The sequence below is a fragment of the Microbulbifer magnicolonia genome (assembly GCF_035117725.1).
Taxonomy (GTDB): Bacteria; Pseudomonadota; Gammaproteobacteria; order Pseudomonadales; family Cellvibrionaceae; genus Microbulbifer; species Microbulbifer magnicolonia.
The window spans coordinates 99,039-120,218 of sequence record NZ_JAYEFD010000002.1 but is presented as its reverse complement, the minus strand read 5'-3'; the positions used below and the strand labels follow the sequence as shown (position 1 = coordinate 120,218).

16 protein-coding genes are annotated in these 21,180 nt (G+C 61.3%); 8 read left to right on the top strand and 8 right to left on the bottom strand.

The annotated features are described in order from the left end of the window. Positions 1 to 33: 33 nt before the first annotated feature. From RRF64_RS09845 to RRF64_RS09825, 5 genes are all read left to right on the top strand, one after another. Entirely contained in the window at positions 34 to 1,002 is a 969-nt protein-coding gene (locus RRF64_RS09845) for a sugar kinase (protein ID WP_323845713.1), read from the top strand. Positions 1,003 to 1,153: 151 nt separating this feature from the next. Next, a complete protein-coding gene (locus RRF64_RS09840; protein WP_323846686.1) occupies positions 1,154 to 2,134 on the top strand; it encodes a TRAP transporter substrate-binding protein in 981 nt (326 codons plus the stop codon). Between the two features lie 157 nt (positions 2,135 to 2,291). Then, positions 2,292 to 2,807: a TRAP transporter small permease gene (locus tag RRF64_RS09835; protein WP_323846685.1), complete on the top strand. Its 516-nt coding sequence runs from the start codon at positions 2,292 to 2,294 to the stop codon at positions 2,805 to 2,807. Positions 2,808 to 2,822: 15 nt separating this feature from the next. Then, positions 2,823 to 4,124 (top strand): TRAP transporter large permease, encoded by a 1,302-nt coding sequence (locus tag RRF64_RS09830; protein WP_323845712.1) that lies wholly within the window; start codon positions 2,823 to 2,825, stop codon positions 4,122 to 4,124. A gap of 58 nt (positions 4,125 to 4,182) precedes the next feature. Continuing rightward, on the top strand, positions 4,183 to 5,394 hold the full coding sequence (locus RRF64_RS09825) for a PQQ-dependent sugar dehydrogenase (RefSeq protein WP_323845711.1): 1,212 nt from the start codon (positions 4,183 to 4,185) through the stop codon (positions 5,392 to 5,394). Between the two features lie 73 nt (positions 5,395 to 5,467). Here RRF64_RS09825 and RRF64_RS09820 read toward each other — a convergent pair whose 3' ends face one another. The 3 genes from RRF64_RS09820 to RRF64_RS09810 all read right to left on the bottom strand — a co-directional run bounded on the left by RRF64_RS09820 (position 5,468) and on the right by RRF64_RS09810 (position 8,946). Continuing rightward, positions 5,468 to 6,571 (bottom strand): pectinesterase family protein, encoded by a 1,104-nt coding sequence (locus RRF64_RS09820; protein WP_323845710.1) that lies wholly within the window; start codon positions 6,569 to 6,571, stop codon positions 5,468 to 5,470. Between the two features lie 131 nt (positions 6,572 to 6,702). Further along, positions 6,703 to 7,473: a rhamnogalacturonan acetylesterase gene (locus tag RRF64_RS09815; RefSeq protein ID WP_323845709.1), complete on the bottom strand. Its 771-nt coding sequence runs from the start codon at positions 7,471 to 7,473 to the stop codon at positions 6,703 to 6,705. Between the two features lie 129 nt (positions 7,474 to 7,602). Further along, a complete protein-coding gene (locus tag RRF64_RS09810; protein WP_323845708.1) occupies positions 7,603 to 8,946 on the bottom strand; it encodes a pectate lyase family protein in 1,344 nt (447 codons plus the stop codon). Between the two features lie 10 nt (positions 8,947 to 8,956). Between RRF64_RS09810 and RRF64_RS09805 the strand changes: the two genes are divergently transcribed. After that, positions 8,957 to 9,223 carry a hypothetical protein gene (locus RRF64_RS09805; RefSeq protein ID WP_323845707.1) on the top strand — a complete coding sequence of 89 codons (267 nt, stop codon included), beginning with the start codon at positions 8,957 to 8,959 and terminating at the stop codon, positions 9,221 to 9,223. 116 nt (positions 9,224 to 9,339) lie between these two features. Here RRF64_RS09805 and RRF64_RS09800 read toward each other — a convergent pair whose 3' ends face one another. The 3 genes from RRF64_RS09800 to RRF64_RS09790 form a co-directional block, all read right to left on the bottom strand. After that, a complete protein-coding gene (locus tag RRF64_RS09800; protein ID WP_323845706.1) occupies positions 9,340 to 12,345 on the bottom strand; it encodes a TonB-dependent receptor in 3,006 nt (1,001 codons plus the stop codon). An 81-nt stretch (positions 12,346 to 12,426) separates the two neighbouring features. Continuing rightward, on the bottom strand, positions 12,427 to 15,084 hold the full coding sequence (locus RRF64_RS09795) for a fibronectin type III domain-containing protein (RefSeq protein WP_323845705.1): 2,658 nt from the start codon (positions 15,082 to 15,084) through the stop codon (positions 12,427 to 12,429). A 258-nt stretch (positions 15,085 to 15,342) separates the two neighbouring features. Continuing rightward, positions 15,343 to 17,421 carry a pectate lyase family protein gene (locus RRF64_RS09790; protein WP_323845704.1) on the bottom strand — a complete coding sequence of 693 codons (2,079 nt, stop codon included), beginning with the start codon at positions 17,419 to 17,421 and terminating at the stop codon, positions 15,343 to 15,345. A gap of 456 nt (positions 17,422 to 17,877) precedes the next feature. Between RRF64_RS09790 and RRF64_RS09785 the strand changes: the two genes are divergently transcribed. Both RRF64_RS09785 and RRF64_RS09780 read left to right on the top strand, forming a co-directional pair. After that, positions 17,878 to 18,099 (top strand): DUF2061 domain-containing protein, encoded by a 222-nt coding sequence (locus RRF64_RS09785; protein WP_323845703.1) that lies wholly within the window; start codon positions 17,878 to 17,880, stop codon positions 18,097 to 18,099. A 98-nt stretch (positions 18,100 to 18,197) separates the two neighbouring features. Then, entirely contained in the window at positions 18,198 to 19,583 is a 1,386-nt protein-coding gene (locus RRF64_RS09780) for a M28 family metallopeptidase (RefSeq protein ID WP_323845702.1), read from the top strand. A 177-nt stretch (positions 19,584 to 19,760) separates the two neighbouring features. Here the strand turns inward: RRF64_RS09780 and RRF64_RS09775 are convergent, their stop codons facing one another. Together RRF64_RS09775 and RRF64_RS09770 are read right to left on the bottom strand one after the other, a co-directional pair. After that, complete coding sequence (locus RRF64_RS09775) at positions 19,761 to 20,162, bottom strand: RidA family protein (protein ID WP_323845701.1); 402 nt, start codon at positions 20,160 to 20,162, stop codon at positions 19,761 to 19,763. 97 nt (positions 20,163 to 20,259) lie between these two features. Further along, positions 20,260 to 21,153 (bottom strand): LysR family transcriptional regulator, encoded by an 894-nt coding sequence (locus tag RRF64_RS09770; protein ID WP_323845700.1) that lies wholly within the window; start codon positions 21,151 to 21,153, stop codon positions 20,260 to 20,262. Between the last annotated feature and the right edge of the window lie 27 nt (positions 21,154 to 21,180).

Genomic DNA, 21,180 nt, shown 5'->3' with positions numbered 1-21,180 from the left:
GCTATGGCTGCTGCAGATAATAGGGGGAACACCGTGAAGATAGCCGCCCTGGGGGAAGTCATGGTGGAGTTGGCTCCACAGAAAGCGCAGAGCGGGGGCACCACGCTGATGGCGCAGTCGTTTGCCGGCGATACCTACAACACTGCGGTCTATATGGCGCGGAACGGTGTCGAAGTCAGTTATGTCACACTGCTCGGCGACGATCCCTTCAGTGAACAGATGCTGGCGCAGATACGCGCGGAAGGCATTGATACCTCGGCCATCGCCCAGCTGCCGGGGCGCTGTCCTGGCCTCTACGCGATTCAGAACAGCCCGGACGGCGAGCGCCAGTTCACCTACTGGCGCGGCGAGTCGCCCGCGCGGGAGCTGTTCGCCGAGGCGGGCGTGCGAGTGCAGCTGCAGGCTTATCTGCAGGGTATGGATTACCTCTATCTCTCCGGTATCACCCTGGCTATCATGGCTCCGGATGCGTGTGAGCACTTACTAGCATTTTTAACCGCGTTCCGCCGCGATGGGGGGCGCGTCGCCTTCGACAGCAATTACCGGCCGCGCCTGTGGCGTTCTGCCGATGAAGCGCGCGAGGTTCTCGCGGCTTTCCTGATGCAGACAGATATTGCGTTGCTGACGTTGGAGGATGAGCAGGCGCTGTGGGGCGACCGCAATGCCGGTCGCTGCCTCGAGCGCAACGGGCGCTTCCGCTTGGCGGAGCTGGTACTGAAGCGCGGTGCCGAGTCGGTGTTGCTGCAATACGACGGCGAGCTCAGCGCCATTGCCGTGCCCCGGGTGCCGGAAATTGTCGACACCACCGGCGCCGGTGATGCCTTCAATGCGGGCTACCTGGCGGCGCGCCTGCAGGGCGAGGAGCCGGAATCCGCAGTGAGTGCCGGTAACCGCTGCGCGGCGGCGGTCATCCGTCACCGCGGCGCGATTATACCGGCCGCCCAGTACGCCGGTGGCTGCGTTGCCGGCCGCGGGGAACCCGCGCGATTGGTGCGCGCCTGAGGGGGCCCTGTCGCGGCGTTGCAGTGGGCGGCACCGGCCTATAGAATGGTAAGACCAATTTGGTCTGCCGCACGGTCGGGTATCGACCCGTGCACTGCCCGTAGCAGTAAGAACCTGTAGCAATAACAATAGAGAGCAGGTACACACGATGATGAAGAGAGCACTGCCACTCAAGGTGGCGGTTATGTCGCTGCTGCTAGTGCTGGCCAGCTGCGGTTTCGAGCAGTCGCAGACGGTGCTGAAACTGGCCCACACCCTCGACCAGCAGCACTCGGTGCACCGCGCCATGGAATTCATGGACGAGCGCCTGCGCCAACTGTCCGGCGGCAGCATGCGTATCGACATCTATCCCGGCGGCCAGCTGGGCAGCGAACGAGAGCTGATCGAGCTGTTGCAGATCGGCAGCCTGGGGATGACCAAGGTCTCCGCCAGCCCGATGGAAGGCTTCGTGCCGGAACTGAAAATCTTCAACCTGCCCTACGTATTCCGCGATTCCGATCATTTCTGGAAAGTGCTGCAGAGCGATATCGGGCGCGAGCTTTTAATCGCCGGCGAGCGCGCGCGTCTGCGCGGCCTCGGCTATTTCGACGCGGGCAGCCGCAGTTTCTATGCCAACGACAAGCCCATCCATACGCCCGCGGACCTGAACGGTCTGAAGATCCGCGTGCAGAACAGCCAGACCGCGATCAAGATGGTCAATACCCTCGGCGGCGCGGCGACGCCGGTCAGCTGGGGGGAACTCTACACCGCGCTGCAGCAGGGCGTTGTCAACGGGGCGGAAAACAACCCGCCGAGCTTCTACCTGTCCAAGCACTACGAGGTTTCCAAGTTTTACACGCTCGATGAGCACACCTATGTGCCGGATATGCTGCTGATCTCCACCGAGGTGTGGAAGAAACTGAATGCGGAGCAGCAGGCCTGGCTGCAGCAGGCGGTGGAGGAGGCGGTCGCCTACCAGCGCACCCTGTGGCAGGAATCCACGCGCGAATCCCTCGCCGCGGTCGAGGCCGCCGGGGTGCAGGTGATCTACCCGGACAAGCAGCCGTTTATCGACGCGGTGCAGCCGCTGCACGCCAGTTATCAGGGTACCGAAGTCGGCGAGCTGCTGGCGCAGATAGCGCTGATTCAATAAAAAATAACACTGTAAGAGCGGCGGGGCGGCCACCGCCGGTGGCCGCGATCGATATTCGAAGGATTCTCAACCATTGATCGCGGCCATGGGCCGCTCCTACAGAAATCACAAGAACGCGAATACCAAATAAATATAAAAAGGTAACGCTGCAATGATCATGAAGCGAATAGACCGGCTGCTGGAGCTTGTGCTCGGCAGTCTGCTGGCACTGATGGTGCTGGACGTCACCTGGCAGATACTCACCCGTTTCCTGCCGATGAATCCCAGTTCCTATACGGAAGAGCTGGCGCGTTATCTGCTGGTGTGGATCGGCATCCTCGGCGCGGCCTACGCCTATCGCAAGAAATCCCATCTCGGCATCGATCTGCTGACCAATGCGCTGCCGGAAGGTCTGCGCAAAAAAGTACAGCTGCTGACTATTTCCCTGTGCTTCGCCTTTGCGGCCGCCACCATGGTATTCGGCGGTATACAGCTGGTCATGCTCACCTTCGAACTGAATCAGCTTTCCGCCGCGCTGAGCATTCCCATGGGTTTCGTATACAGTGTAATTCCCCTGTCCGGCACACTCATCTGCATTTTCAGCATCGATCAGCTGCTGCAGGTTTTGCGCGGCGAAATTCCGGCCGCGCACGACAGCGCAGAGTCAACAGAAATGGCGTCAGCCCAAGGTTAGTGGTAGGAGATCAACATGGAAATTTCTGTCGCCGTACTGCTGATCAGTTTTCTGATTCTGCTCGCCTTGCATGTCCCCATCTCCGTCAGTATCGGTATCGCCACGCTGCTGACCATGCTGGTCACGATAGACCCGCTGCCCGCGCTGATCACCATGGCACAGCGCATGGCCACCGGTATCGACAGCTTTGCGCTGCTGGCGATCCCGTTCTTTATCCTGTCCGGCATGCTGATGGGCAGCGGCGGTATCGCCCGGCGCATCATCGCGTTCGCGCGGGTGCTGGTGGGCATGCTGCCGGGCGGGCTGGCGTTCGTGAACATCATCAGCTGCACACTGTTCGGTTCCATCTCCGGTTCCGCAGTCGCGGCCACCTCTGCCATCGGCGGTTTTATGATTCCGTCGATGAACAAGGAGGGTTATGACAAGAATTTTAATACCGCGGTGACCGTCGCCTCGTCGACCACCGGTCTGCTGATTCCGCCGAGCAATATCCTGATCGTGTTTTCTCTCGCCAGCGGTGGCGTGTCGATTGCCGCGCTGTTTATCGCCGGTTACCTGCCGGGACTGCTGCTGGCCCTGGGGCTGATGATCGTCTGCGGTATCTGGGCCAAGGCCAAGGGCTACCCGGTGGGCGCAGTGACCCCCTGGCGCGAGGCGTTGCAGAAAACCTTCGATGCGATTCCCAGCCTGTTCCTGGTGGTGCTGGTGATCGGCGGCATTATCAGCGGCTTCTTTACCGCCACCGAGGCCAGTGCCATCGCGGTGCTCTATTCGCTGCTGCTGTCGGTATTGATCTATCGCGAGGTCAAGCTCGACCAGCTGCCGGGCATTCTGGTCAAATCGGTGGAGACCACGGCGATCGTGATGTTCCTGATCGCCGCTTCCTCGGCCATGTCCTGGATTCTGTCCTACGAGAATATCCCGCAGACCATCAGCCAGGCGCTGATCACCATCAGCGACAACCCGCTGCTGATACTGCTGACCATCAACTTGATACTGCTCGCCGTTGGTGCCTTTATGGACATGACGCCGGCGGTACTGATCTTCACGCCGATATTCCTGCCGGTGGTGACTGAGCTGGGCATGTCGCCGCTGCAGTTCGGCATTGTGATGATCCTGAACCTGTGCATCGGCCTGTGCACGCCGCCGGTGGGCAGCGTGCTGTTCGTCGGCGCCAGCATCTCCAAGACCTCCATCACCAGCCTGATCCGGCCGCTGCTGCCGATGTACGCGATGATGTTCCTGGTGCTGATTCTGGTGACCTATGTCCCGGCGATCAGTGAATACCTGCCGCGCGCGCTGGGCTTGATCGAATAGATTGGCAAGGCGGCCGCAAGCGGTTAGGGTGGCGATAAATTGTTGAGAGGAACCGATTATGCGTTTTTCCCTGTTTATCGCCGCCGCGGCATTTTCAGTGTCCGCGGCCGTTCGTGCCGAAATCAGCCTGCCGCAAGGGTTTACCGCGACGGTGTTCGCAGACCAGCTGGGCGCGACGCGCCACCTGGCGGTAGCCGATAACGGCGTCGTCTACGCCTCGCTGATGCGACCGGAACAGGGCCACGGCTTAGTGGCGCTGGTGGATAGCGACGGCGACGGCAGTGCCGACCAGCGTGAATATTTCGGCGAGGGCTCCGGCACCGGGCTGGCGATTCACGACGGCCACCTGTATTTCAGCTCTGATACGGAAGTGAAACGCGTTCCGCTGGCCGCAATGCCGGTGCCGGGCGCCGCACCCCAGACCATCGTGTCCGGCTTCGCGCCCCAGTCACAGCACGCCACCAAGCCGATGACCTTCGACGGCAAGGGCAATATGTATGTAACCGTGGGTGCGCCATCCAATGCCTGCCAGAAGCAGGCGCGCACGCCCGGCAGCCCGGGCCTCGAGCCCTGTCCGCAGCTGGAATCGCAGTCCGGCATCTGGCGCTTTGCCGACGACAAGCCGGGTCAGCGCCACGGTGTCGATGGCGAGCGCTATGCCACCGGAATCCGCAACGGTCTGGCGATGGACTGGAACCACAGTGCCGGCGCACTCTATTTCGCCAGCCACGGCCGCGACCAGCTTTCACAGCTGTTTCCCAAGTACTACAACGACGCGCAGAATGCGGAGCTGCCCGCGGAGGAATTCCATCGGGCGACGCCCGGTGGCGACTACGGCTGGCCCTACACCTACTGGGATCCGATGGCGAAGGCGCGCATGGTCGCACCGGAATATGGCGGCGATGGCCGCAAGCGCGCCGCTGCGGGGAAATATCCCGAGCCGCTGCTTGGCCTCCCCGCCCACTGGGCGCCCAATGACCTGATCTTCTACACCGCCGACAAGTTTCCGGCCGAATATCGCCACGGTGCCTTTATCGCCTTCCACGGCTCCTGGAACCGCGCGCCGCTGCCGCAGGCCGGCTTCAACGTGGTGTTCGTACCGATGAACGGTGCCGGCCAAGTCAGCGGTGAATGGAAGGTGTTCGCCGACGGTTTCCGCGGTGAGGATTCCAACTACCGCCCCACCGGCCTGGCCCAGGGCCCCGACGGTGCCCTCTATATCGCCGACGACCGCTACGGGCGCATCTGGAAAGTGACCTATAGCGGCTGATAGCGATGGCACGGCTTGGCGGGCCGCAGGCCCGCCGATCGCGACCAACGGCCGCTCCTGCTTTTGGTTGCTCCTAGTTGTCGATAAAAGTCGGCATCCAGTCGTCGAGGATTTTTTCCCGCGTATATCTTGCGGCCTTCACTTCGCTCAACTGGCGCCGCCGGGCACTGACCGCGGCGCCCGGGCCGCGGCTGCGGTATTCAAAAAAGCGCGTGTCCTCCGGCTCGAACATCATGCTCTTGCTGCCGTCGCGGCTGGTGCCGCGCATCGAGGCCCAGCCGTCCCGGCTGATATGGTCGTCCATATAGGTTTCGATAAAGATGCTCGCACCGATTGCATCGGGATCCGCATAGCGGCCGTCCGCAAAGGTCGTCGTGGGATGCCAGGGCCGGCCGAGGGGAACCGAACTGACGGGCACACCCGGTTCCCTCAGCAGCCGGCAGTTGAGGAATACCAAGCCGTAGGGGTTGCCGATATTGGTGCTGGGTGCGGTCACGTAGCCGGACGGGCTGACCTTTGTCGCGCGCCGGCGGCTGACGATATCGCTGTGCTCGAACAGCGCCGTGCCGGCGCCGAAGATGAAGTCCACATTGCCCTCGATGACGCTGTGCAGAAAGTAGCTGCGGCCGCGGTTGGCATACAGCGTGTCCTGGTAGCCGGAGAGTCTCACATTGCGGAAGGCGGCGCGGTCGGCCTCACCGTCCAGGGCCAGCGCCACCGCCTGGGTGCCGCGGATTTTCTCCGTCGCCCTGCGGTCGCGGGCGTCGTTGGCGAGGAAATCGAAGCTGTTCTCCAGGGTTAGATTTTCAGCGCGGAAGTCGGGCGCCAGCACCGTCAGCGTCGCGGAGCGGAAGGTACCCCAGGTCTCCTCCGAACCCGGCATCTTCTGGCCGGCATAGGCGTCGTAGCGGATCACCGTCTTGTCCCGGTCCTCCCCCAGCAGCGTGATGTTGGGTTTGTCGACGGTCAGTTTTTCCCGGTAGTGGCCGTTGCGGATAAATATCACATATGGCTTTTCCGCCGAAGGTGGCGCGGCCTCGAGCGCCGCGCCAATGGACCGGTAAATTTCTTGCCCGGATTCTGCAGCCCCGTTGGGATCGACAATGGCCTGGTAGCCAAGGGCGGCTGTTGCGGAGTGGAAAAATACTGCCAGAACGGCAGTGAGCAGGTATCGCATTACGGATTTCTCTGATTCTGTTGTTGCCCCCTTGTAGGAGCGGCGGGGCGGCCATCCGCCCATGGCCGCGATTGATGCCGGAGGATTCGGGCAGTCCGATCGCGGCCAACGGCCGCTCCTACAGGGGTTTTTCAGTATTTCAAAGTCAAATGCTTCGGATCCGGCTCACGCAGTTTACCGGCCAGCGGATGCTCCATTTTCCGCAGCTCCCTCAATACCAGCTGCGCCACTTCCCGCGCACCCAACTGATTGAAGTGGGTATCGTCGCGCACGCCATTTGGATAATTGGGATGGGTGTCCGGCGGGATATGCATAAAGCGCAGCGCCGAGGCCTCGTCACCCTGGGACTGGAAGTAGTCGCGGGAGATGGCCTCCATATCGATAAAGTCCACCTTCTCGGCCGCGGCCACTTCCCTCGCCAGCGCGGCGTAGGGGTGGGTGTGCTTCACCTTGCCTTCCTCGTCGAAATAGCGGCGGGTGACCGGGGTCATCAGCAATGGCCTGGCCCCCCGGGCGCGGCTCTCGCGAATAAAACGGCTCAGGTTGGCCTTGTACTGGCCCGGCGTCGTATAGCGGTCGGTCTTGTGTTCGACCTCGTCGTTGTGGCCGAACTGGATAATGACATAGTCGCCGGGGCGCAGTGCCTTCTCGATGCCCTGCCAGCGACCCTCCTCGATAAAAGTGCGGGTGCTGCGGCCGTTCCTGGCCCTGTTATCGACTTTGACGCCGTCGCCGAAGAAGGTGGCAAAGGGCACGCCCCAGCCGGTCTCCGGGTAGTCTTTGACTTCCTTGATGGACATGGTGGAGTCGCCGGCCATAAAAATGGTCTGCGCCTGCGCCTGCGCCTGCGCCTGCGCCAGTGTCGAGATAAATAGCGGTAGTAAGCAAAGCCATTTTCTCATTTACGGACCTCAGTGATTTACGTCCTTGTAGGAGCGGCCCATGGCCGCGATCACTCCGCGATTAACGGATGGATCGATCGCGGCCATGGGCGGATGGCCGCCCCACCGCTCCTACAAGATAATTCCGAACTACTGACAGGCGACCTTGCCCAGACCGAGCACATAGTCCTGGTCGTTCGCCAGCGGTGAATTGAAGGGCATTTCGCCCCCGGTACCCGCGGTTGCGCTGATGTAGTCCGCCAGCGCCTGTCCGGCGGCGATTTTCTGTGCGGTGATCGTATCCCGCGAATCCTGGGAATAGTCCGCCGGCAGATCCGCCACTGCGCCGCTGGCGGCGGTGAGGTCGCGGAAGTCGGCGGCGTCCAGGTTGCAGGCGGCGTCCGCCAGCCAGATGCGCGTGCCCTCGACGCGGAAGTTACCGCCATCTATGTCGGTCACCAGGTTGGCTTGCAGGTAGTCCAGCGAATCGGTGCCGATGCCCTTGTTCACCAGCAGCATATTGTCCTGCCACAGGACACTGGCGCCGACGCGCAGGCTCAGCAGCTCGCGGCGGTAATTCATAAACAGGTTGTTGAACATATGCGAACTGCCGCGGCGAATCAGCGGCACCCGCCGACCGCCACTGCCGAAGGTATCGTAAAGGGCATCGCGGGTGACGAAGGCATTGTGGTGCATCGTCGTGCGGATATTCGCGTTCTCCGCGCGGTCGTCGCTCGAGCCGTGCAGGCTCGCCCGTTTCACGTCCAGCAGGCGGTTGAAGGACATGGTGACATGGTGGGCGCCGCGTTTGATGTCGAACGCGGAGTCGCCGGTGAACTCAAAGGTATTCTTGTGAATCCAGAGATCTTGCGAGCCGCTGGTGGCGCGGATCATATCCGGGTCGAGACCGTGGTCTTCGGTGTGGCCGGCACCGCGAAAGTCCAGGTGGGTGAGGACCACATTGTCGGAGCCGTTGCTGTCGGTGCCTATGGCAAAGCCGCTGAAACGGAAATAGGCCTTGCTGAGGCGGCCGTCGATGGTCTTGTTGCTGCCGATCAGCGGATTGCGGATCGGCAGATTGCCATCGTTCAGGCGCTTGTTGAAAAACTCCGCCAGGCAGGCGCTTTCCGCAGTATAGCCGTTGGTCTCGCACCACTGGCGATAGTCGAGGCACTGCGCCTCGGTGCCGCCGATGGCGTTCTGGACCGACGCTGCATCGCAATAGTTGCGATACAGGGCGACTTCGCTTTCTTCGGCGAAGTCGAACTTGTCGAATACTATCCAGTTGTGGGCATCGCCGTTAATCGCATCGACAATCTGCTGCTCAACCGACGTACTGCCGCTCTTGCTGATAACGGTCAGCTTGCTGTTGCCGTCCGGATCGTAACCGCCACTCGCATTCTCGCCGTAGCCGACCGCGCGGCCCAGGGTTTGCCACAGGCACTCGACGATTTCCTGGTCGGTATCCAGCTCTGCAGAATCTCGCCAGTTCACGTTCGGATCGGTGGCCAGTGAGCGGCAGGCCTCGCTGATACCTGCCTCACCGCCGGAAGACGAGCCGCCACCCGAGGAGGTGCTGCCTCCCGACGACGTCGAGCCGCCAGACGAAGAGCCGCTGGAAGTGGATCCGCCGGAAGACGAACTGCTGGGAGATCCGGCATTTGCCGGCGGAATGGTATTGCCGGAACCCGAGCCGCCACCGCAGGCAGAAAGGAGCAGGGCGAAGCTGCTGAGCGCAGCCAGGGCGTACATCCGATACGTCATCGAGTAATCCTCAACAGAGCCACTGAGGCGCGGTAAGAAAAAATTGCGCGGTCATCGACCAAAAAAAGGCCCCGCGAGGCGGGGCATAAGGCTAGGGCATGATGATGCGCATTAACTGCTGGTTTAGAAATCGACTGACAGGCCGAGCTGGTAACCGGGGCCGTACTGCTCGACATCGAACAGCATGCGGCCACCAGAATAGCCGTTGCCGACGAAATAGTACTGGCCGACACTGTCGGTAATATTGATGGCATCCAGGTAAACCCGTACGCCGTCCATCACCCGGTAAGTGGCCTTCACGTCGAAGGTCACCGCTTCATCCTGGTAGATGTCGGCCCAGGCCTGACACTGGGTCGGCAGTCCGGACAGGGCGTCCGCAGCCTTGTCTGCGGCGGTACAGCTGCCGATGCGCTTGAGGATTTCGCCGGTGTAGTTGGCGATAAAGCGCACGGACAGATCGTCGTTCTCCCAGCCGAGGGTCAGGTTGGCGGCCAGGTCTGCCTGCTCCGGCAAGCGAATGCTGTCCTCGCGCACGGTATCGCCCACCTTGCCGTCGCTCTTCTGCACGGTCAGGTTGGACTGGATAAAGAGGTTGTCCAGCCAACGGCCTACCGGATGCGCCTCCCAATAGCCGTCGAAGTACTGGCTGTAACTCAGTTCGGCACCGTACACGGACGCGCTTTCACCATTTAGATAGGTGTTGGCATTGCTGAGCATAAGGTCGGCGGGGATCTGGAACATGGTCACCTGTTCCACCGGCAGGCGGAACGGCAGATCACTGATGGCGATATCCACTCCGGAAGCATCGACGATAAAGTCGCTGATATCCTTGTAGAAGAGCGCACCCTCGAGGAAAGTGTCCTCGCCGTAGTAGCTCAGCGACAGGTCCAGGTTGGTGGCCCGCATCGGATCCAGGTCAGGGTTGCCGATGCGCACGGAATTGTCCGCGGCCATCGCCAGAAACTGCGCCTGATAGTCCAGGTCCTGGCCATTGTCCGGTGTGATATCCGCGGGATCGTCGCCGCAGAGCGTCTTGTTCTCGAAATCCGCCGGGTCAAAGTTCGGATCCGTATTGCAGAACACAACCCGGTCGGTGACCTCGAAAAAGGCGCGGCTCTTGCCGAAGTCCGGGCGGCTGAAGCTGGTCCACAGGGCGGCGCGGCCAAGCAGCTTTTCACTCAGCTCGTGGCGGTAGTGCAGCGCCGGCAGGAAGTTGTCGTACTTGTTGCCGATCTCCTCCAGTGGCAGCGCAATGTCGAGCGACGTCAGCCCGTTGGGGTCCTCGTTGCGGTCGTTGCGCAGCGCCATATAGCCGGTGGATTCGAACTGGGTGCTCTCGTAGCGGGCGCCGGCGATCAGGGTGGCATTGTCCAGTACCTGGAACTCCGCCATCAGGTAGGCGGCGGAGGTGTCTTCGCTCAGCTCGTAGTCCAGCTTGGTGGAATCCAGCTCCTGCTGTTCCGGGTCGTAGTTGTCGCCGATGGCGCGGGTGGCGGCAATCAGGCGTTCCGCTTCGCGCTGAGTGATAAAGGCGTGGTCGAAGTTGGCGTTTTCGGGAATATAGTTTTCGAAATCGCCCAGTCGGGCACCCGCCAATTCCTGACAGAGCGCATCGCCATTACAGCCGGCCACGCTGCGATCGAAGGGCACGATGCTAGCGCGGTTCTTGTCGTTGCTGCGCTCCCGCTGCTGGACCCTGATGCCGCCCTTGACGTAATTGAGCGGGCCGCCCTCGGCCCAATCCCTGCGCAGGTTCAGCCCGAACTGGTCCACGGCGTCTTCACGCAGGCTTTCCTCCAGGAACAGATTGTCATAACCCAGGTTGGGCTGGGCCGCACTGCCGTACTGATAGCCGTTCGCGCCGGAAATGGCGCCGCTGGTAATGCTGCCGCTGTCCGCCAGCTCGGTGAGCTGCGGCCCGGAAATGATTTGCCCGTTCAGATAACCCTCGTCGGACTGGCCCAGCGCGTTCAGCTCGCGCAGGCGGAACTGCACCCGGCGACCGTCCGGCTTTTCATTTTCGCTGCGGGACGTCACCAGCTCGTAATCCAGTTCCCAACCTTTGCCGAAGCGATTTTCGCCGCCGAGCGCCAGGGTGTTGGTGGTCACTTCCGATTCCTGGATAAAGAACTGCTGTTGCAGATCCACACTGCCGCCGCCGAATACATTACCGTTCGGATTCAGGAAGGCCACATCGTCGGAGTCGTCGTAGTTGAAGCGGTAGTACTCGCGCAGGGCGATATCTTCATCCGAATAGCTGGTGTGGTTGAATTTCAGGTGATAGCGGCTTTCGTCGTCGGGCTGGTACTCCAGATTGAGCAAGGCCGCCAGGCGTTCGCGTTCGGCGTTTTCCTGCCGGGTCTCGAACTCCCATGGAATCAGCATGGTCTTGTCGCCGACGGTGACAAAGGTCGGCAGCGTGTCGGCATGATGCCGGGTCTCGTAGCCCTGGGTGACACGTTTCTCCCAGGAAGCGGTGTAGGCCACGCCAAGCGTGTCATTCAGGAACAGGTTGGTACCCTGCAGCGTGAACTTGGGCGAGTTGTCCTCGGCCTGATCCTGGTAGTAATTCTGCGCGTTGATCTTGAAGGTGTTCTGGCCGCGATCCAGTGCCGACAGGGTCTTGACGTTGATGGAGCCACCGATCGCATCCAGGTTCATGTCCGGGGTCAGGGACTTGTTCACCTCGATGGACTGCAAGACGTCGGAAGGCAGACTGTCGAGGGAGAAGGCGCGGTCCTCCAGTGTCTCGTTGGCGCCGCCACCGGCGTTGGCCATGGTGCCGCCGTCCATCGTCACGCTGACCAGGCCCGGGCCCAGGCCGCGCAGGGAGACGAACTTGCCCTCGCCCTCGCTCTTCTGCAGTGTGATGCCGGGCATGCGCTGCAGCAGTTCCGCCACGTTCTGGTCGGAAAAGTTGCCGGCGTCATCCTGGGTGACGATGGAGCTGAAGTTGTCCTTGTCGCGCTCGGCGGCGCGGGCATTGATATCGGCACTGCGCACGCCCTCGACGTAGACCTCTTCCATCGCTGCGTCGCTCTGACTTTCCTGCTGTTCTTCCTGGGCGAGTGCCTGCAGGCTGGCCAGGGCAATGGCCAGCGGCAGGATTTTTTTGCTGTGATGTTTCATTGTCTTTTTTCTCCCATCCATATTCGGGCGCACCTTGCCGGCTGGAGCGTATTTCCAGCCGGCGGCTCGCAGCCCGTGTTATTAGTCCTGGGTAATGGTGATTTCATCGAACTCCAGCGTCAGGTCGTCTCCCGGCGCGCCGTAGACGCCCACAAACCAGCTGGAGGGGAAACCAACGCTGCCCTCATCCTTAAAGGCCGAACTGTTCAATTGGGTGAAGTCGTTGGGGAAGTCCGCGGGCGCGGCCGAGCGGATCACGCGCGGGGTGCCCGCTTCGTCGACTATCTGGATACGCAGGTAGTCGCCGATGGCGAGTGCGGCGCTGGAGCGCGAGCGCTTGGATTCCGCGGTGTCGCCGACATCCAGCTTGTGCGCGCGCGAGCCATCGAAGGCGGGCGTGGCGGTCTCACTTACCCAGTAGTCGATGGTGGCGAAGCGGCCCACCTCCTGAAAGGAAGCTGCGGGAGTCACGCTCTCCATCACCGCGACGCCGAAGCGGTAGCTGTTGCTGCTGGTCACAAACGGACTGCCATCGGTGGTGGTCACGGATTTCAGCCGCGCGGTGAACGTGAAGTTGCCGGACACCTCGCGGTAGGCGAAGAACTTGCGCACGGAATCCGAGCTTACGCTGCCGCCGGCGGCGGCAATGGTGACCTTGTCCGCTTCGTTCAGCAGTACCGAACCGGAGGGCGCGGTACCGCTTTCGCCGCCGAGATCCAGCGCCGCGCCGGTCCAGGCTTCGGCGCCGGCCGCATAGGCGCCCAGTTCGCCGATGGTGTCGGGCAGCTGGTCGACCAGTTCGGACGGGGCCTTGGCAGCGGTGGCGGCGTCGGTGGTCCAGACAATCCAGTCCACTTCCGCCAGGTGCGCCGAGCTTGAGTCTTCTCCGACCCTGAATTTGTTTTCACCGCCGGCATCCCGGCCGGTGCTGGTCACGTCGATCACCGGTGCGTCATTGCCGTCGATGTAGACCTTGGCCGTTAGGGTGTCGGCGTCGGTCATCGTGAAGGCGATATGGTAGATATGGAAGTCGCCGTCCTGCAGCGGTGCCTCGGCCTTCACATCCTCGGTGCCGTCGGTGAACTTCTCCAGGTGAATGCGGCCGAGCTCTTCGCCCTGGTCCGGGCGCAGCATCATATTCACGCGCTTGCTGGCTTCCGCGAAATAGGTCTGCATTTCGAAGCCGCGCTGTGCCGGATCGGCGGCTTTGATGCGCGCGATTGCGGTGAAGTGCTTCGGATAACCCGCGGCAAAAATATCGGCAATTTCACCGCGGCTCTTGTATGCGGCATCCGCGGTGGTATCGAGCAGGGCGGTGCCGAGCTTTTCATTTTCGGCACTGGTGACCGCCGTAAACAGCGTCGGATCGGAGCTGCCAAAATCGAAAGTTCCCTGTACCGAGGTGTCGTAAACCACTGAGCCGTTTTCGCTCGGGGACAGGCAGCCGTCGTAGACACTCCAGGGAATGGCCGTGTCCACCTGGGTGGTGGGCGCACAGCTGTCGCCCACCGGCGCCGGCGGCGCTTCCGGGGTGGCGGTACCCGCCTCACTCCAATCACTCCAGCCGGCGGCGTTCCTGACCCGCAGGAATACGAAATAAGGGGTGTCGTTAGTTAGTCCTTCGAGCGTATGTGGTGAGCTGACGTCTTCTAACGGGGTCGCCTTGGTAACGTCGTTCTCATTACCGTAGGCAAGGTCGTATTGCAACGCACCGACGATGCCATTCCAGGTAACGCGGATACTAGCGTCGCCGCCGCTGACGCTCGGGGCTTCCGGAGTTGCGGGTGGGCTCGCCGGGGCAAAGACGTTACAGGCCGGCAGCGCCGCCTGGCCGTTCTCGCTCTGAGCTTCGATCAGTAAGTCGTCGATCATCACCGTGGCCGAGCTGTCGGCGCGGAACTGCAGGAAGGATGTGGCGGTGCCCACCAGCTCCGGACGGGAGTCCAGCACTTCACCGGCCACCAGGGTATTGCCGGGAATGTTGACCTCCACGCGCTGACCGGGCACCAGCAGATTGGCGTTCACGTTGAAAATGCGCGAACCGCGGCTGCCGCCGCCGTGGAAGGAGTTGGCCTCGCCGGTGCTGTTGTTGTCCACATAGATCTGCATCAGGCCCGAACCATCGGCTTCCTTCACGCAGAAGGAAACGCGGTAGCTCTGGCTCAGGTCCAGCTCGCCCCAGGTGGTCAGGTCATCGGAAGTGGTCGAGTTGATTTTGGGGTCCGAGGCGCTGTTGTCGGGCTTGGTCTGGCCGATGGCGAAGCGCGCATTGTGGATCAGCAGGGCCGGATTGCCGCTGTCGTTCTTCAGTCCCAGGCGGTCTGCCAGGTCATCGATATAGCCGTCGCCGGCAACGGAAGCGTCGTCAAAGAAGCAGCAGGTGGGATAGTAGAAAGATGGCCACTCGTCACCGTTCACTGCCGCAACCGCTTTGTAGTCGGGGCTGAACAGGGTGATGTTGTCGTTGCGGTCCATATTGGCGAACTGGTCGTCGCCAAAGCTCTCACTCAGGATTGGCCCTTCACTTGCGCCGCCGGAGGAGCCGCCGCTGGAAGAACCGCCACCCGACGATCCTCCGCTGGATGAGCCTCCGCTGGATGAGCCCCCATCAGAGGCAGAACTGGCGGGCGGCGTGTTGACGACATCGCCCTCGTTGTCCGAATCGGCGCCGCCGCCGCCACAGGCGGTCAGGCAGCTGAGTAGAAAAAGGGAGGCCGCGGTGCTGTGCCAGGCTTTCATGGTTGATCCTCTCTACGTCATCGCTAGTTATTGTTATCGAGCTCGAGTACCCAGAGTCTCAGCTTTGTAAACCTTGTGGTTTGGCAATCTAAGCAGATTGGTCAGACATATTCAACCGGGAATAGAAATTGGTAATGCTGCCCATGGGAAGGTGAAACGGTGGGGGAGTTAAGGGATATAAGGCAGGTGAGGGCCAAACGAAGAAGGCGCCCCGCGGGGCGCCTCTCGATCCTGTGAGATAGGATGGTTACTGCGTCGCTAGTTGCAGCTGCCCGCCGCCGGGTCTATGCCGGTCACGGACAGGTTGTCGATATTGGCCAGGCCCGAGCTGCCGCTGGCCTGCAGGCGCAACCGGTTGGTTCCGGCGGCGAGGCCCACGTCCACCGTGCCGCTGTCGGCGTAGCCGGTCCAGGCACCGGTGTCGGGCATGGTGATGCCGGCCACCTGGCCGCCGTTCACCAGCACGTTGGCGGGTCTGTCGCCGCCGCCGTTGGCGAAGCGCCACTGCAGGGTGTAGACGCCGGCCGCAGGTGCGGACAGGGACCACTCGACGCCGGTGCCGCTGGCGTTGTCGGTATTGGCATAGCCGCTGCCGGTGTAACCGGCGTGTTCATTCTCCACCGCGCCATCTACCGAACAGTAGCCGCTGGCGTTTTCCTGCAGCGTGATGGTCGCGCTAGTGCCGCCACCGCTGGAACCGCCGGAAGACGATCCTCCAGAAGACGACCCTCCAGAAGAAGAGCCGCCTGAGCTGCCAGAGCCCCCTGAAGAGGAACCGTCACCGGTCGCGTTGTAGACCTCGAACTCGGCGATCTGCGGCGCGCCGCTGGCGCTGTCGATCGTCAGGTTGAGCTTGTCCATGCTGACGTCGCCGAGATAGACCTGCATGGCCGCGCCTATGCCGGTGCCGGATGCCAGCTCCTGACCGTTGTCGTGGTTGATCAGGCGCCAGCTCTGCACCGCGCTGCCGATTTCGCGGATGATCACCGTGTTGAAGTTGCCGCCGAAATCTTTCACCGAGATGCGCTCGCCGCTGGCCGAGCCCGGTTGCCAGTAGCTCTGCAGGTCGCCGTCGATCACATTGCCGTAGCTGCTGCCGCCGCCCTTGCTGCTGCCATCGGCGCCGCCGCCGAGCGCCAGGTTCGGACCCAGTTCACCGGGCTCGCCACCGGAACTGCTGGAACCTCCTGACGAGGAGCCACCGCTCGAAGATGAGCTGGAGCTGCCGGATGAGCTGCCCCCCGAAGAGGATCCGCCCTGGCTCTGGCAGTTGCCGTCGGATACCAGCAGACCTTTGTTGGCGCCCGCCGTGGCCAGCACTATCTGCGGCACGCAGCCGGCATCGTCCAGCGGGTACGAATAGGGAATGCTGATGGAGGTGGTCGACACGGGATTGGGGCCGGCCGGGTGGTTGTCATCGCCGTCCGCCGTCCAGGTGATATTGGAAAAGATATTGCCGTTTACATCCCAATAGCCCATGTCGTTGGTGTAGAAGGTGCCCAGTACGTCCTTGGAGTCCTCGAAGTAATTGTTGTCCGCCCGAATGCGTCCGCCGATGCGCGGATTCATACCGGAATCCCTGATGCCGCGGTAGTGGTTGTTGAATGCATGCGCGGTGGCGTGGCGCAGCAGCGGCACCCGCGACTTCAGGTTCTCGAACAGGTTGTGGTGGTAGGTCACGGGACCGTTGGTGTCGTCGCTGTCGCTGGAACCGACCAGGCCGCCGCGGTCCGATCCGCGCAGTATGCTGTAGGACAGGGTGACGTACTGGGTCGTGGCCTTCATATCGAACAGGCCGTCGTAGCCGTCGCTCTCACCGCCGGAGGCCTCGAGCGTGACGTGGTCCACCCACACATTGAACACGTCGCTCTCCATGCCGATGGCATCGCCGCCGTTGGAAGTCGGCGAGCCGGATTTCTTCACGTTCCGCACATGCAGGTTCTGCAGAATGATGTTGGAGGCGTTGCGGATATGGATGCCCAGCTCGTCGAACAGCGCGCCGCTGCCGACGCCGATGATCGAGACATTGCTGACATCCTTGATCTCGATCTTGTCCTCGGCGGTATTGCAGCTGGCACCAGAGACCTTGCTGGTATTGCCGTGATTGATGGTGCCTTCGACCTGGATGACGATCGGCGTGTCGCTGGCGGCGCGGTTGCACAGGGCCGCGTGAATCTCCGTGCCGGAGGTCGCGTAGACGACGGCACCGCCCGCACCGCCGGTGGTGCCGCCGTTCTGCGAGGCGAAGCCCACCGGTTGCGCCGACGTCGAGGCCGACATTAGCAATCCGCCCAGCAGCGCCCCGAGCGCTGCCGGAATTTTTACTTTGGTTTTCATGTGTCTATCCGCGTTCTTATTCGTTGTTGGATGGATTCGACAATCAGTCACTGCGGCCGGGACCGCGGGAAAAGCACAGCCGGCTGATCATCATCGCTGAACTGCATTCCCCCGACTGGCGGGCCGACGTACCGCGCGGCACCGGGGTGACACTTTTGGTTGTCCAATATCAAAAGTGGCTAGACCAAAAGTGATAGGGAGGTTAGTCAGGTGGGATTTTCCTGTAAAGCCTCTCGGTGTGAATTTTGCCTTTTGATGTCTCTCGAGATGGCGTATCTGTGGGCTACGGCACAATCCCGCGCGGAAGCGGGCGCCAGGGCGCGCGGCGTACTTGGCAATACCGCACCGGCACTATCGATAGCGGTGGACAATTAAGCCGACAAATTTTGATCATTTCTCCAGGTGAGAATGATTCGCAATAATTCCGCATCGCAACCAGCAACGTGGGGCAGCACCATGTTAAAGACCATCAGCTTTGCCATAGTCCATATGACCGTCGCCTTCGCGGTCGGCTTCCTGATGACCGGCGATATCCTGGTCGGCAGCGCGCTGGCGCTGGTGGAGCCGCTGTGCAATACGGTGGCCTATTACTTCCACGAGAAGTTCTGGAAGCGCCTGGAGCTGGGCCGGCACGGGGCGCAGAGGGCTGGCAGCTACCGGGATTCGCTGTACGCCTGATCGCGAAGCGGGGTTCCAACGGGCAGGATCATCACGTCGATCTGCGTTAGCATGTGCCCCCCATAACATGCATAACACTGCCCGCCTGGAGGTCCACCTTGCCCCGTTTCGCCCTGATTCCCACGGTTCTGCTCACCCTCGCGGCCGCGCCCGCCCTGTCACAGCCAAATGCCGATGCGGCGCTGCTGGAAGAGATCCGGCGGGATGTCTCCGCGGACCGCATTGAGCAGGATATCCGCACCCTGGTGGGCTTCGGCACCCGCCACACATTGTCGGAAACCGAGTCCGACACGCGCGGTATCGGTGCCGCGCGGCGCTGGGTTTACGAGGAGTTCAAGCGGATCAGCGCGGCCTGCGATGGCTGCCTGGAAGTCTATTACCAGTCCGATTTTATTGAGGGCGAGCAGCGTATCCCCGAGCGCACCGAGGTGGTCAACGTGATCGCTGTTCAGCGGGGCACCGTGGATCCCGGGCGCTATGTGATCATGTCCGGCGATATCGACTCGCGCGTGTCCGATGTCATGGACTCCACGTCGGACTCGCCCGGCGCGAATGACAATGCCTCCGGTCTCGCCGGTGCCATCGAGGCGGCGCGGGTTTTGAGCAAGCACAAGTTTGCCGGTTCGATCGTCTACGCCGGCCTGTCGGGGGAAGAGCAGGGCCTCTTCGGTGGCAAGATCATGGCCGCCGCGGCGCAGAAGGGCGGCTGGCGTATCACCGGTGTGCTGAACAATGACATGATCGGCAATATCGAGGGCATCAACGGCGTTATCAACAACACCACGGCGCGGGTCTTCATGGAAGGCACCCGCATGAACGAGAGCGCCGAAGAAGCGCGCATGCGGCGCTTTACCGGCGGCGAAGTCGATTCCCCCTCGCGCAACCTCGGCCGCTATGTGCACAAGATTGCCGAAAACCATATCCCCAACCTGGACGTGATGATGATTTACCGCCTGGACCGCTTCGGTCGCGGCGGCCACCATCGCCCGTTCAACGACCTCGGTTATCCCGGCGTGCGCATCATGGAAACCAACGAGAATTACAATCGCCAGCACCAGGACCTGCGCACCGAGAATGGCATCCGCTACGGCGACGTGATCGAGGGCGTCAACTTCGATTACGCCGCCAAGCTGACCTCGCTCAACGCGCTGACCATGGCCGCCCTGTCCAGGGCGCCGGCGCCGCCGGCGAAAGTCAGCATCGAGGGCGCCGTCTCCCCCAACACCACGCTGAAATGGCAGGCGGCAGACAAGCGCGAGAAAAGCCTGCTGGCCGGCTACAAGATCTACTGGCGCCTGACCGACGAACCCACCTGGACCAACAGCCGCTATGTGGGCAATGTCGATGCATACACGCTGGAGAATATCGTGATCGACAATTATTTCTTCGGCGTGGCTTCGGTGAGCAAGGACGGCTTCGAGAGCCCGGTGGTATTCCCGGGGCCGGCGGGCTCCTTTTATCCAGATGAATCCGGCTCGCAATAGCTGGCTGGGAATAGGATGTTGCCCCCGATAGCGGCGCTGGATTTAATAGTGCTTTTGGCGTTGTTAGGTGGCTGAACAAAAAAAGGAATCCACCGGCGTGGCGCCCTGGCCGTATGGCAGGGCGACTCCCGCTGGCGCGATCAAATTGCAATTGCGATGCGCAACCTCCGGCTGTCCCTATTTTGACACTTTTGCCACTGCTTCAATTTCAATCAAAGTATCCGGGGTTGCCAAAGATGCGACCCCGATCCCGGTCACTGCGGGCCGGGCTGCGCCCAGATATCCGGCGATGATGGGCACTATCCTTTCCATATGCTCTGCCACCTCTCCCCTGACATAGACACGCAGTTGCAAGATGTTTTCCGCGGATGAATTTGCGGCCTCCAGTACGGTCAGCAGATTCTTTGCCGCGCCTTCTGTCTGTGCTTCTATGCTGGTATTTTTCACCGCGTAGTTGCTATCCCAATCCACCTGCCCGGATACGAATACCAGCCCAACTTCTGTATCAACCTTGGCGTGCGACATACCGGATGGCGTGCCGTCATAGAGACCTGCGGGATTGACGTTCTGAATACTCATGGAAACCTCACAATCTGGTGCGATAAGTGCAGGGTCAGGTTAGAGGCGCGGAGCTGAGTTATCCATACAGAAGGGCTTGTGGCCGATACAAGCAGCGCTATATTGACGCGGAAAACCGTTTGCTGACCAGATCGAGCAGCCAGGCCATGAAGGAATCGCTCCTGGCGCCGGGATGGTACGCCACTACGACTTCATAGCCCGGTGGATATTTTTCAAGAGGAATTTCAGTCAGCCCCTCACATGGTAGCAGCCGGGAAGGGATAAAGCCGACCAGGTCCGTTTGTTTCAAGTACTCCTGTGCCATGAAGAAAGATGGGACTGAGACGACCACATTCCGGCGCAGGCCCTGCCGTGTGAACCAGGCATCGGCCGATCCCTTGAAGCTGCCGGTTCCGGGTGATGTCACGACGAAATCATGTTCTACCAGTCGCTCGAGCGATAAGGAGCCATCGAGATTGATCGCTTTGTTTGCCGATACACAGAGGTATTTTTCGGTAAACAATGACGCGGAGATCAGGCCTTCGGGCACATATCCTTCGGAAGTAAATGCCAGGTCAATCTCTCCCTGCTGCATTTTCTTTGTCAGATTGACGCTCTCGATGTTGGCGACAATGACTTTCACCCCGGGCGCTGATTGTCGCAGCGTCTTGATCAAGTTCCCGACGATGACCCTCTGCGTATAGTCGGTGGCGGAAATCACCAGGGTTCTTGCTATTTGATTGGGCGCGATGGATTCAGGCAGCGGGATTTCGTTGAGATGACTAAGTACCTTGTGAATATGAGGTTCAATCAGTTTTGCATAGGGGGTGGGTTTGACGCCGTGGCCAGTGCGGACAAAAAGCTGGTCGCGGAGAATCTCTCTGAGTTTTTTAAGCTGCAGGCTGATCGCCTGTTGTGAGAGATCGAGGTGCTCCGCTGCGGATGATATGTTTTCAAACCTGTACAAGGCGTCGAGTGTTCGCAGGTGGTGTATTTCGAGTTTCTCTATCATGCTGAACTGGCCTGACGACAATGCGAT